This is a genomic window from Massilia violaceinigra, from assembly GCF_002752675.1.
Lineage (GTDB): Bacteria > Pseudomonadota > Gammaproteobacteria > Burkholderiales > Burkholderiaceae_D > Telluria_A > Telluria_A violaceinigra.
On the sequence record NZ_CP024608.1, the window covers coordinates 4,852,473 to 4,865,400 of the forward strand.

The following is a 12,928-nucleotide window of genomic DNA, read 5'->3' on the forward strand; positions in this document are numbered from 1 at the left end:
GGGGCAGGCGGTAACGATGCCGGCGGCGAAAGCACATCGTGATGCTTGAAATAATCCCCAAATGCGGTTAGAATCTCGGGTTGCTTGAATTCGCTTTCGAGCAATGTTGTTAAGTAATGCCACAAATCTTGTTAAAATCGCGAATCCGGTCGCAAAGGGTGCCTGTATGGTGACTGACCGGATTCCAGACCCAACCCTGGAGAATTACATGTCCGTAACAATGCGTGAAATGCTGGAAGCCGGTGTCCACTTCGGTCACCAAACCCGTTTTTGGAACCCAAAAATGGCGCCGTTCATTTTCGGCCACCGCAACAAGATTCATATCATCAACTTGGAAAAGACGATGGGTATGTATCAGGAAGCCATGAAAACCATCAAGCAAGTCGCGTCGAACCGCGGCACGATCCTGATGGTCGGCACCAAGCGTCAAGCGCGCGAAATCATCGCCGCTGAAGCTGCACGTGCTGGCGTTCCTTTCGTCGACCAGCGCTGGTTGGGCGGCATGCTGACCAACTTCAAAACCATCAAGACCTCGATCAAGCGCCTGAAAGACATGGAAGCGCAAGTTGAAGACGGTTCGGTTGAGAAGCTGTCGAAAAAAGAAGGCCTGATGTTCCAACGCGAAATGATCAAGCTGCAAAAAGCCATCGGCGGTATCAAGGACATGGGCGGCGTTCCTGACGCAATCTTCGTCGTCGACGTCGGCTACCACAAAGGCGCGATCACCGAAGCCGGCAAGCTGGGCATCCCTGTTATCGGCATCGTCGATACCAACCACTCGCCAGAAGGCGTGACCCACGTCATTCCAGGCAACGACGATTCGTCCAAAGCGATCATGCTGTACGCCCGTGGCGTTGCTGATGCGATCCTGGAAGGCCGTGCAAACGCCTCCAACGAAATCGTTGAACTGGTTAAATCGGCTGGCGACGAGTTCGTCGAAGTCTCCGAGCAGGCTTAATTGCCTCAGGCGCCCCTGAGGCGCCGCGGAAATCAAAAGGGGTAGCAGCAGCTCCCCCTTTTTTTTAAACAGAATATGTCACAAATTTAGGAGAAACACATGGCAGCGATTACAGCAGCGATGGTAGGCGAACTGCGCGCGAAAACCGACGCACCGATGATGCAATGCAAAAAAGCACTGACCGAAGCCGATGGCGACATGGCACGTGCGGAAGAAATCCTGCGCGTCAAACTGGGCACCAAAGCGACCAGCAACGCTACCCGCATCACCGCTGAAGGCGTTGTAGCAACCTTCATCGCTGGCAATGTCGGCGCCCTGGTTGAAGTCAACAGCGAAACCGACTTCGTTGCCAAGAACGACGACTTCCTGGCACTGGCGAACAACGCCGCGCGCCTGGTTGCGGAAAACAACCCTGCCGACGTCGCAGCCCTGCTGGCCCTGCCACTCGATGGCAAGACCCTGGACGAAGTGCGTATCGCCCTGATCGGCAAGATCGGCGAAAACATGACGATCCGCCGCTTCCAGCGTTTCGACACCACCGGCAAGCTGGCCTCGTACCTGCACGGCACCCGTATCGGTGTTGTGGTCGACTTCGAAGGCGCCGACGAGCAAGTTGGTAAAGACGTGGCCATGCACATCGCAGCCATGAAGCCAGTGTCGCTGTCGTCGGACCAGGTGCCTGCTGAACTGATCGAAAAAGAGCGCTCGGTTGCTGCTCTGAAAGCTCAGGAAGATGCGGACAAAGCCGTTGCCGAAGGCAAGCCGGTACAATCGGCTGAAATCCTGGCCAAGCGCCTGGAAGGCTCGATCCAGAAGTATCTGAAAGAAGTGTCGCTGCTGAACCAATCGTTCGTCAAGAACGACAAGCAATCGATCGAACAGATGCTGAAAGAAAAAAGCACCACCGTGAAAGCATTCACGATGTATGTCGTTGGTGAAGGCATTGAGAAAAAGCAAGACGATTTCGCTGCAGAGGTTGCGGCGCAAATGGCTGCTAACAAGCAGTAAGTGTGAAAGCGGGCCGGAAGGCCCGTTTTTTTAATCTGTGCACATGAAAGTGTGCGCACGGCAAGACCGAATACAAACCGTCATTTTTTGGAGCCCACCCCCATGTCGAAACCAGCCTACAAACGCGTACTCCTGAAATTGTCTGGCGAAGCACTGATGGGCGATGATCCTTACGGCATCAACCGCGCCACCATCGAGCGCATGGTCGCCGATGTCGCGGAAGTAGCGAACCTGGGCGTGGAACTGGCCGTCGTCATCGGCGGCGGCAACATCTTCCGCGGCGTCGCACCCGGCGCCCAGGGCATGGACCGCGCCACGGCCGATTACATGGGCATGCTGGCCACCGTGATGAACGCGCTGGCCCTGGCTGACGCCATGCGCCACGTCGGCATCGTCGCCCGCGTCATGTCGGCGATTGCCATCGAACAGGTGGTCGAGCCTTACGTGCGCCCGAAAGCGCTGCAATACCTGGAAGAAGGCAAGGTCGTCGTGTTCGCCGCTGGCACCGGCAATCCCTTCTTCACCACCGATACCGCCGCCGCGCTGCGCGGGTCGGAAATCAGCGCCGAAATCGTGCTCAAGGCCACCAAGGTCGACGGCGTCTACACCGCCGACCCGAAAAAGGACCCGAACGCCACGCGCTACGAGTCGATCACGTTCGACGAAGCCATTTCCAAGCACCTGCAGGTGATGGATGCGACCGCGTTCGCGCTGTGCCGCGACCAGAAGCTGCCGATCAAGGTGTTCTCCATCGTCAAGCCGGGCGCGCTCAAGCGCGTGATCATGGGCGAAGACGAAGGTACACTGGTACACGTTTAATATCATTCAGAGCTACAGGAGAGCAGCATGACTATCGCTGACGTCAAGAAAAACGCGCAAGAGCGCATGAACAAGTCGATCGACACCCTCAAGAGCGATCTGGCCAAGGTCCGCACCGGCCGCGCCCACACGGGTATCCTCGATCACATCATGGTCGATTACTATGGCTCGGCCACCGCGCTGACCCAGATCGCCAACGTGACGCTGATCGACGCCCGCACCATCGGCGTGCAGCCGTGGGAAAAGAAGATGCTGACCACCGTCGAAAAGGCGATCCGCGATTCCGACCTCGGTCTCAATCCTTCGTCGCAGGGCGACATGATCCGCGTACCGACCCCGCCGCTGACCGAAGAACGCCGCAAGGAAATGGTCAAGCTGGTCAAGGGCGAGGCGGAAGATGCCAAGATCGCGATCCGCAACATCCGCCGCGATGCCAACGAGTCGCTGAAAAAGCTGGTCAAGGACAAGGCTTGCTCCGAAGACGACGAGCGTCGCGCATCGGAAGAAATCCAGAAACTGACCGACAAGTTTGTCATCGACGTCGATAAACTGGTTGCGGAAAAAGAAAAAGAAGTCCTGACGGTGTAGAGTCAGGGGGTGACGCCACGGCAGGGTCTGCCCACGCGGAGGCGGACCTGGCGTCCGCTTCCCATGCATTTGTTCTAGATAGTCTGGATTTATGATCTATAAAAGTTCGACGACAGCAGTACCCGAAGTAGCCCGCGTGCCGCGCCATGTGGCCATCATCATGGACGGCAACGGCCGTTGGGCCACCAAGCGCTTTTTGCCGCGCGTGGCCGGCCACGTCAAGGGCGTCGAAGCCGTGCGCGGCTGCGTAGAAGCGTGCGTGCAGCGCGGCATCGAGTACCTTACCCTGTTCGCCTTTTCCTCCGAAAACTGGCGCCGCCCCGAAGAAGAAGTGTCGCTGCTGATGCGCCTGTTCGTCACCGCGCTCGAACGCGAAGTGGCGAAGATGCACGCGAACAATATCCGCCTGAAAGTCGTGGGCGATTTGTCGCGTTTCGATTCCAAGCTGCAAGATATGATTGCCTCGGCCGAGCGCCGCACCGCCAACAACACGCGCCTGACGGTGACCATTTGCGCCAACTATGGCGGCCGCTGGGACATCATGCAGGCCACCAGCAAGATGGTTGCCGCCAATCCTGGCCTGACCAGCTTTGCCGAAGAGCAGCTGGCTGAACACCTGGCCATGGCGTACGCGCCCGAGCCCGACCTGTTCATCCGCACCGGCGGGGAAGAGCGCATTTCCAACTTCCTGCTGTGGCAGCTGGCCTATTCGGAGCTGTATTTCACCGATACCTACTGGCCCGATTTCTCGATCGAGTCCCTGGATGCGGCGATCGCATCCTATCAAAGCCGCGAGCGCCGCTTCGGGCGTACGGGCGACCAACTGGCTGAAAAGAAAAGCTGATGCTAATTACCCGGATCATCACCGCCGTCGTGTTGCTGGTCGTCTTGCTGGCGGTGCTGTTCGGCGGGTATTACCCCGCTTTCGCCGCGGTCGTCCTGCTATTTCTCACGGCGGCCATCACCGAAAGCTTTCAGCTGTTCAGGTCGTCGCGCAAGCAATCGTTCCTGATCGCCCTGTTCTGGAGCGCGGCCTTTGCCTACGCCTTCCTGTATAACGACAATAGCGCCGTCAAGTTCTGGTTCGGCCTGTCGACCTTGCTGTGGCTGTTCCGCTTCGTGCCCTCGCTCAAAGTAGGCTTGCCGCCGGCCGAAGGCGGCCGCAACACCATGATGGCCACCATGTACGCGATCTCGATCGTGGCCTGTTTTGCCGCCATCGTGCTGTTCTTCAAGCAGTCCGCCGTATATCTGCTGTCGGTGCTGGCGCTGGTCTGGATCGCCGACATCGGTGCCTATTTCTCCGGCAAGGCCTTCGGCAAGCGCAAGCTGGCGCCGTCGATTTCGCCAGGCAAATCGTGGGAAGGCGCCATCGGCGGCGGCATTGCCGTGCTGCTGATCGCCAGCCTCTCCGTGCTGTTCGGCGGCCCGCTGCTGGCCGATACCTTCGCCGTCGCCCTCCAGGCCAAGCTCGGCTGGGCCGGTGCGCTGGCGGTGCTGGTGGTGATCGTGGCCGCCAGCGTGGTGGGCGACCTGTTCGAGTCGCAGCTCAAGCGCCGCGCCGGCGTCAAGGACAGCAGCAACCTGCTGCCGGGCCACGGCGGCGTGCTCGACCGCATCGATGCGCTGGTGCCGGTGCTGCCGCTTGCGGCCCTGATCCATACCGGGCTGCTTTGAACGAAGTTTGAAAGTACAACTATGCAACGCATCACCATTTTAGGCGCGACCGGTTCGATCGGCGTGTCCACCCTGGACGTGCTTGCACGCCATCCCGATAAATACCAGGTGTATGCGCTCAGCGCGCATGCCAAGGTGGAAGAGCTGGCCGAGCAGTGCGCACGCTTCCGGCCGGCGCGCGCCGTGGTCGGCAGCGCCGATGCCGCCGCCCGCCTGACCGCCTTGCTGCGCGAACGCGACCTGGGCACCCAGGTCGAATACGGCGAAGCCGCGCTCTGCTCGATCGCCGCCAGTGCCGAGACCGACACCGTGATGGCCGCCATCGTCGGCGCCGCCGGCCTGGCTCCGACCCTGGCCGCAGCCCGTGCCGGCAAGAAAATTTTGCTCGCGAACAAGGAAGCACTGGTCATGTCCGGCCAGCTGTTCATGGACGCAGTGCACGAGCATGGCGCCACCTTGCTGCCGATCGACAGCGAGCACAACGCCATTTTCCAGTCGCTGCCGCAATCCTACGCGCGCCAGCCCGGCGCCGCGGGCGTGGCCAAGATCCTGCTGACCGCGTCCGGCGGCCCGTTCTTGAACCGCGCGGTCGAGACGCTCGAACACGTCACCCCCGACGAAGCCTGCAAGCACCCGAACTGGGTCATGGGGCGCAAGATTTCGGTCGACTCGGCCACCATGATGAACAAGGGCCTGGAAGTGATCGAGGCGCACTGGCTGTTCGGCGCGCCGGCCGCGCTGATCGAGGTGGTGATCCACCCGCAAAGCGTGATCCATTCGATGGTGTCCTACGTGGACGGCTCGGTCATCGCCGAACTGGGCAACCCCGACATGCGCACCCCGATTGCGAATGCCCTCGCATTTCCTGAGCGCATCGAATCCGGCGTGGCCCAGCTCGACCTGACCAGCATTGGCACCCTGCAGTTCCACAAGCCCGATTTCGCGCGCTTTCCCTGCCTGGCGCTGGCCTTCGAGTCGCTTGAAGCGGGCGGCACCGCGCCGGCTCTGCTCAACGCGGCCAACGAAGTGGCGGTGCAAGCCTTCCTGGAACGCCGCATCGGCTTTCGCGACATCGACCGCGTGATCGCGCGCGTCATGCACGAGAACGACCACCACGCGGCGACCAGCATCGACGCGGTACTGGCGTGCGACGCGCGCGCCCGCGCCGCCGCCGGCAGCATCGTCGCCGGCCTGGCCAGATGACGTTCCTCACCACCGTCCTGGCGTTTCTGTGTGCGCTGGGACCGCTGATCATTTTTCACGAACTGGGCCACTACACGGTGGCCCGCCTGTGCGGCGTGAAAGTGCTGCGCTTCTCGCTCGGCTTCGGCAAGGTCATCTGGTCGCGCCGCTTCGGCGCCGACCAGACCGAATGGGTCGTTTCCATGCTTCCGCTGGGCGGCTACGTGCGCATGCTGGACGACCGCGATCCGGACACCCGCGCTACGAGCGAGGCCGACCAGGCGCGCGAATTCACCCGCAAGAGCGTGTGGCAGCGCATCGCCATCGTCGCGGCCGGCCCGATCGCCAACTTCCTGCTGGCCATCGCCGTGTTCGGCGGTCTGTATATGGTGGGCATGGACGAGGTCGGTACCCGCGTGCGCGCCATGGCCGACACCACGCCCGCCTTCCAGGCCGGCCTGCGCGGAGGCGACCGCATTGTCGGCGTCAACGGCGTGCCGGTTTCCACTTTTTCCGAACTGCGCTGGGAAACCCTGAAGGCCGTGCTCGACAAGAGCGGCGTGCGCCTCGACGTCACCCAGCCGGGCGGGGCGCGCTACAGCGCCACCTTGCCGCCGGCGGCCCTGGCCGGCAAGGATGTCGAAGGCGACCTGCTCGGCGAGCTCGGCATTTCCATGTTCCGCTCCCCGGTTTCCATCGGCAAGATTCCCGATAGCGCCGGTCCGGCCGCCAGGGCAGGGATGCGCCCGGGCGACCGTGTGCTCAGCGTCGACGGCAAGCCGCTGCCCGACGGCGCCGCCTTGATGGCGCTGATCGCCCAGTCGTGCGGGCGCACGCTCGAATTCGGGATCGAACGCGATGGCCGTCCCTTGAGCCTGGCCGTGACGCCGGAATTGAATAAAGCTACTAATCGCTACCGCATCAATGCCGAATTGCTGTCCTTGTTCGAGATGGTCAAGGTCACGCTCGGCCCGGTCGACGCGGTGCTGGCCGGTGCCAACATGACCTGGCAGCAAAGCGTGATGAGCCTGAAAATGATCGGCAAGATGGTCACCGGGCAGGTATCGCTCGCCAATCTGACCGGCGTGGTCACGATTGCCGACTACGCCGGCAAGACCGCGCGCATGGGTCCGATTGAATTCTTGAGCTTTATTGCCGTCGTCAGCGTCAGTCTTGGAGTGATGAATCTGTTACCAATTCCGGTTCTGGACGGTGGGCTTTTGCTGTATTATTCGCTGGAAGTTTTGACCGGGCGCCGTCTGCCGGACCGGATAGTCGAGTTGGCGCAGCGCGCCGGCATCGTGTTTTTGGTGATGCTGATGGCGCTGGCGCTCTTCAATGATACGATGCGCCTGCTGCGACCGGCGGCCACGCCTCCCGCGAATACATATGTACGTTGTCCAAACGATTGACCCATTGAATAACCCCAATGAAATTAAACTCTGAACGTATTGCCTTGCCTTTCTTTCGTCGCAGCTTAATTGGCGCTGCCGTCCTGGCGATGTGCGCCGGACAAGCCCTTGCAGTGAACCCGTTCGTGGTCAAGGATATCCGGGTCGAGGGCATCCAGCGTACCGAAGCCGGTACCGTGTTCAGCTACCTGCCGGTGCGCGTGGGCGAAACGTTCAACGATGAAAAGAGCATCGCCGCCATCAAGGCCCTGTACGCGACCGGCTTCTTCAAGGACGTGCGCCTGGAAGAAGAAAAGGGCGTGCTGGTCGTACTGGTCGAGGAACGCCCGGCGATCGCCACCGTGGACTTCACCGGCACCAAGGAATTCGAAAAGGACGTGCTGGTCAAGGCGCTCAAGGAAATCGGCGTCGGCGAGACCAAGATTTTCGATAAAGCCTCGGTCGACCGCGCCGAGCAGGAACTCAAGCGCCAGTACCTGTCGCACGGCCTGTACGGCGTCAAGATCACCACCACCGTCACCCCGATCGAACGCAATCGCGTCACCGTCATGTTCAACGTGGACGAGGGCGAGGTCGCGCGCATCAAGCAGATCAGCATCGTCGGCAACAAGACCTTCTCGGACAAGGAACTGCGCGAAGTGCTGCAGCTCGGTACCTCCGGCTGGTTCACCTGGTACACCAAGGCCGACCAGTATTCCAAGACCAAGCTGACCGGCGACATCGAGTCGATCAAGTCGTTCTACCTGAACCGCGGTTACCTCGAAGCGAACGTCGAATCGACCCAGGTCTCGATCACGCCCGACAAAAAAGACATCTACCTGACGATCAATATCACCGAAGGCGAGAAGTACACCGTCTCCGGCATCAAGCTCGAAGGCGAAATGTTCGGGCGCGAGGAAGAGCTCAAGGAACTGGTGCGCCTGCGCGTGGGCCAGACCTATTCGGGCGACCTGCTCACGGCCAGTAACAAGCTCATTTCGGACCGCATGGGCACCTTCGGCTACGCCTTCGCCAACGTCAATGCGAACCCCGAAATCGACCGCGAAAAGCGCGAAGTCGCGTTCACCTTTTTTGTCGATCCTGGCAAGCGCGCCTACGTGCGCCGCATGAACATCGCCGGCAACACCACCACGCGCGACGAAGTCATTCGCCGCGAGTTCCGCCAGTTCGAGGGCTCCTGGTACGACGGCAACAAGATCAAGATGTCGCGCGACCGCGTCGACCGCCTCGGCTACTTCAAGGACGTGACCATCGACACGCCGGAAGCGCAAGGCACCTCCGACCAGGTGGACGTGAACCTGACCGTGACCGAAAAACCGACCGGTAACTTCCTGATCGGCGGCTCGTTCTCGCAGGCGGAAAAATTCACCTTCACGGCGTCGATCCAGCAGGCCAACTTTGCCGGCAGCGGCAACACGGTCGGCATCGACTTGAACACGAGCGACTACAGCCGCACGATCGCCTTCTCGCACACCAATCCATACTTCACCGAAGACGGCGTGTCGCAGCAGTTCGAGCTGTACCTGCGTACCCTGAACCCGCCGGCGCTGAACATCGGCACCTACAAGGTCAAGCAGACCGGTGGCCGCGTGAGCTACGGCGTGCCGTTCTCCGAAACCGACACCGTGTACTTCGGCGTGGGCGTGGAACGCACCACCATCGAAACCGATGTCACCAGCCCGACCCGCTACCTGGAATACGTGCGCCAGATCACCGGCATCGAGAGCGGCATCGGCAGCGCCACCACCAACGCCTTGCCGCTCACCGCCGCCTGGCAGCGCGACAGCCGCGACAGCGCCATCACGCCATCGTCGGGCCGCTACCAGCGCATCAACGTCGAACTGGACGTGGTCGGCGACACCAAATTCTACCGCGCGATCTACAACCAGGAATGGTACCGTCCGATCACCAACAAGGTCACCCTGGCGCTGCGCGGCGAGTTCGATTACGGCCACGGCCTCAAGGGCAGCCCGTTCCCGGTCTTCAAGAACTTCTACGGCGGCGGCATCGGTTCGGTGCGCGGTTACGAGAGCTCGTCCCTGGGCGTGGTCGACCGCAACGGCGACGCCGTCGGCGGCGCCAAGCGCATCATCGGCAATGCCGAACTGCAGATGCCATTCCCGGGCAGCGGCGCCGACCGCAGCCTGCGCTGGTTCGGCTTTTTCGACGCCGGCCAGGTCTACAGCGAAGAGCAAAAAATCCGTTTGAACGAATTGCGTTACTCGGCAGGTCTCGGCGTGAGCTGGATTTCGCCGGTCGGTCCGCTCAAGTTGAGTTATGCTAAGCCTTTGAACGCGAAACCTGGTGATCGCCTGGAACGCTTCCAGTTCCAGATGGGTACCGGTTTCTGATCGCGCCACGCGACCGTTTCCCTTTTAGATTGCGGAGAACTATGTTGAACACTGTGACTGCCTCCTGGCCCAAGCACATCGCCTTGCTGGCTTTGTGCGCATGCTCGCTGGCCCAGGCGCAAAATGCGCCGAGCAGGATTGGCTTTGTTTTCACCGAACGCCTGATGACCGAGTCGAAACTGGCCAAGGCGGCCGACGCCAAGATCGAAGCCGAGTTCTCGAAGCGCCAGAAGGCGATCCAGGATACGGTGGCGCGCTTGAAGTCCATGGAAGCGAAGTTCGAGACCGACGCGCCGAACCTGCCCGAACTCGAACGCACGCGGCGCGCACGCGAACTGCTCGACCTCGAAAAAGACGTGCAGCGCACCCAGCGCGAATTCCGCGAAGACCTGATCCAGCGCAAGAGCGAAGAACGCGGCAACATCGCGCAAAAAGCCGGCAAGCTGATCGAACTGATCGCCGAGCAGGAAAAGCTCGATATCGTGCTGCAGGAATCGGCCTGGACCAGCCCGCGCATCGATATCACGGACAAGATCCTCAAGCTGCTCGATAAATAAACACCACCACAACAATACAGGAATCAAGATGAGCACTCGACTAGGTGAATTGGTCGAACGCTTGGGAGGACAGCTGATTGGCGACCCGAATACCGAGGTATCCGGGGTCGCGCCATTGGCTGACGCAGGCGTTTCGCACATCAGTTATCTCAGCAACAGCAAACTGCGGGCCCAGGCCGCGCAGAGCGGCGCGGCGGCGATGATACTCTCCGCCGCCGACGACGAGATTGTCGGCGCGACCTTCCAGGGCGCGCGCATCGTCGTCAAAAACCCGCATGTCTACTTCGCCTACGCCGCCCAGTATTTCGCGTCGCTCGATCCGATCGTGGCGCCGGCCGGCATCGACCCGAGCGCCAGCGTGGCGCCGACCGCCAGGGTCGACCCGAGCGCCCATATCGGCCCGCAGGTGACCATCGAAGCGGGCGCGGTGATTGGCGCGAACGCCATCATCGACGCCGGCAGCTTTGTCGGACGCGACGCCGTCATCGGCGAAGGCACGCACCTGTTCGCGAACGCCACCTTCCATGCACGCTGCCAGATCGGCAAGCGCGGCATCATCCACTCGGGCGCCGTGATCGGCACCGACGGATTCGGCTTCGCCAACGAGGGCGGCGTGTACATCAAGATTCCGCAGACCGGACGCGTGATCATCGGCGACGACGTCGATATCGGCGCCAACACCACGGTCGACCGCGGCGCCATGGCCGACACCATCATCGAAGACGGCGTCAAGCTCGATAACCTGATCCAGATCGGGCATAACTGCCATATCGGCGCGCACACGGCGATGGCCGGCTGCGTCGGCGTGGCCGGCAGCGCCACCATCGGCAAATACTGCACTTTTGGGGGCGCCGCCATGGTTTCGGGCCACATCACCATCGTCGACAAGGTGTACGTCACCGCCGGCAGCCTGGTGGCCAACTCGATCAAGGAACCGGGCCAGTACACCGGCTTCTACCCGATCGCCAAGAACAGCGACTGGGAAAAGAACGCCGTCCTGCTGCGCAACCTGACGTCGATGCGTGAAAAAATCCGCGCGCTCGAAAAAGCCGTCAAGGCACTCACAGAACAAAAATAGAAGACATATGACCATTACCGACAACAAAGGCGTGCCCGGCAAGACCCTCGACATCTGCCAGATCAAGGAATACCTGCCGCACCGCTATCCGATGCTGCTGGTCGACCGCGTACTGGACTGGGAAGCGCACAAGTCGATCAGCGCGATCAAGAACGTCACCGCCAACGAAGAATTCTTCAACGGGCATTTCCCGCACAAGCCGGTGATGCCGGGCGTGCTGATGATCGAAGCGATGGCGCAGACCGCGGCGATTTTGTCGTTCATGTCGATCGGCGTGAAACCGGACGCCAATTCGGTGGTCTACTTCGTCGGCATCGACAACGCGCGCTTCAAGCGTCCGGTCGGTCCCGGCGACCAGCTGCGCATGGATATCGAAATTGTGCGCTGCTCGCGCGGCATCTGGAAGTACAAGGCCGTCGGCAGCGTCGATGGCGCCATCGCCCTCGAAGCGGACCTGATGTGCACCATCCGCAGCGCGAGCGACGCGAGCCAGCCAATGGGGAACTGAATGGCGACGATTCATCCTAGCGCCATCGTCGACCCGCGCGCTCAATTGGACAGCAGCGTCGAAGTCGGCGCCTTTTCGATCATCGGCCCGCACGTCTCGATCGGCGCCGGCACGGTGGTCGGTCCGCACGTGGTCATCGAAGGCCACACCACGATCGGCAAGGACAACAAGTTCTTCCAGTTTTCCTCGATCGGCGCGCCGCCGCAAGACAAGAAATGGGATGGCGAGCCAACCCGCCTGGAAGTGGGCGATCGCAACACGGTGCGCGAATTTTGCACCTTCAATACCGGCACCGTCCAGGATGAAGGCGTCACGCGCCTGGGTAACGACAACTGGATCTCGGCCTACTGCCACCTGGCGCACGACTGCCAGGTCGGCAGCAACACGATTTTCTCGAACAACGCGCAGCTGGCCGGGCACGTGGAAGTGGGCGACTGGGCGATTTTGTCGGGTTTTGCCGGCGTGCACCAGTTCTGCAAGATCGGCGCGCACGCCTTCATCGGCATGTACACCAGCCTGACCCAGGATGTGCCGCCGTTCGTGCTGGTGTCGGGCAATCCGGCGTCGGCCCATGGCGTGAACATCGAAGGCATGAAGCGGCGCGGCTTCACCCGGCCGCAGATCGACGGCGTGCGCGCGGCCTACAAGCTGATTTACCGCTCCGGCATGACGCTGGAAGCGGCCAAGGCGGCCCTGGTCGACCAGCAGCACGAGTCGCCCGATGCAGCGGCCGACATCGGCGCCATGCTGACCTTCCTGGGCAGTGCGTCCCGTGGCATTGTCCGCTGAT

The 12,928-nt window shown here is 61.4% G+C and carries 13 protein-coding genes; all 13 read left to right on the forward strand.

What is annotated here, in order from left to right:
* Nucleotides 1–208 precede the first annotated feature (208 nt).
* The 13 genes from rpsB to lpxA all read left to right on the forward strand — a co-directional run bounded on the left by rpsB (nt 209) and on the right by lpxA (nt 12,927).
* A complete protein-coding gene (gene rpsB, locus CR152_RS21225; protein ID WP_099878156.1) occupies nt 209–958 on the forward strand; it encodes a 30S ribosomal protein S2 in 750 nt (249 codons plus the stop codon).
* Between the two features lie 99 nt (nt 959–1,057).
* Nucleotides 1,058–1,966 carry a translation elongation factor Ts gene (gene tsf / locus CR152_RS21230; RefSeq protein WP_099878159.1) on the forward strand — a complete coding sequence of 303 codons (909 nt, stop codon included), beginning with the start codon at nt 1,058–1,060 and terminating at the stop codon, nt 1,964–1,966.
* Nucleotides 1,967–2,068: 102 nt separating this feature from the next.
* Nucleotides 2,069–2,785 (forward strand): UMP kinase, encoded by a 717-nt coding sequence (gene pyrH, locus CR152_RS21235; protein ID WP_054262915.1) that lies wholly within the window; start codon nt 2,069–2,071, stop codon nt 2,783–2,785.
* Nucleotides 2,786–2,812: 27 nt separating this feature from the next.
* Nucleotides 2,813–3,373 carry a ribosome recycling factor gene (gene frr / locus CR152_RS21240; protein WP_099878161.1) on the forward strand — a complete coding sequence of 187 codons (561 nt, stop codon included), beginning with the start codon at nt 2,813–2,815 and terminating at the stop codon, nt 3,371–3,373.
* A 91-nt stretch (nt 3,374–3,464) separates the two neighbouring features.
* On the forward strand, nt 3,465–4,217 hold the full coding sequence (uppS, locus tag CR152_RS21245) for a polyprenyl diphosphate synthase (RefSeq protein ID WP_099878164.1): 753 nt from the start codon (nt 3,465–3,467) through the stop codon (nt 4,215–4,217).
* Nucleotides 4,217–5,050, forward strand: a complete 834-nt coding sequence (locus CR152_RS21250; protein ID WP_099878167.1) for a phosphatidate cytidylyltransferase — start codon at nt 4,217–4,219, stop codon at nt 5,048–5,050. Before uppS ends, CR152_RS21250 begins: the two co-directional genes overlap by 1 nt.
* Before the next feature lie 21 nt (nt 5,051–5,071).
* On the forward strand, nt 5,072–6,253 hold the full coding sequence (ispC, locus tag CR152_RS21255) for a 1-deoxy-D-xylulose-5-phosphate reductoisomerase (RefSeq protein ID WP_099878170.1): 1,182 nt from the start codon (nt 5,072–5,074) through the stop codon (nt 6,251–6,253).
* Nucleotides 6,250–7,644, forward strand: a complete 1,395-nt coding sequence (gene rseP, locus CR152_RS21260; RefSeq protein ID WP_099878173.1) for an RIP metalloprotease RseP — start codon at nt 6,250–6,252, stop codon at nt 7,642–7,644. Before ispC ends, rseP begins: the two co-directional genes overlap by 4 nt.
* A 17-nt stretch (nt 7,645–7,661) precedes the next feature.
* Nucleotides 7,662–9,995, forward strand: a complete 2,334-nt coding sequence (gene bamA / locus CR152_RS21265) for an outer membrane protein assembly factor BamA (protein ID WP_099878175.1) — start codon at nt 7,662–7,664, stop codon at nt 9,993–9,995.
* Between the two features lie 41 nt (nt 9,996–10,036).
* Nucleotides 10,037–10,552, forward strand: coding sequence for an OmpH/Skp family outer membrane protein (locus CR152_RS21270; protein WP_099878178.1), 516 nt, complete (start codon nt 10,037–10,039; stop codon nt 10,550–10,552).
* 28 nt (nt 10,553–10,580) lie between these two features.
* Nucleotides 10,581–11,630, forward strand: a complete 1,050-nt coding sequence (lpxD, locus tag CR152_RS21275; RefSeq protein WP_099878180.1) for a UDP-3-O-(3-hydroxymyristoyl)glucosamine N-acyltransferase — start codon at nt 10,581–10,583, stop codon at nt 11,628–11,630.
* 7 nt (nt 11,631–11,637) lie between these two features.
* Nucleotides 11,638–12,138, forward strand: a complete 501-nt coding sequence (gene fabZ, locus CR152_RS21280) for a 3-hydroxyacyl-ACP dehydratase FabZ (protein ID WP_099878183.1) — start codon at nt 11,638–11,640, stop codon at nt 12,136–12,138.
* Complete coding sequence (lpxA, locus tag CR152_RS21285) at nt 12,139–12,927, forward strand: acyl-ACP--UDP-N-acetylglucosamine O-acyltransferase (RefSeq protein ID WP_099878186.1); 789 nt, start codon at nt 12,139–12,141, stop codon at nt 12,925–12,927.
* Nucleotide 12,928: the final 1 nt, after the last annotated feature.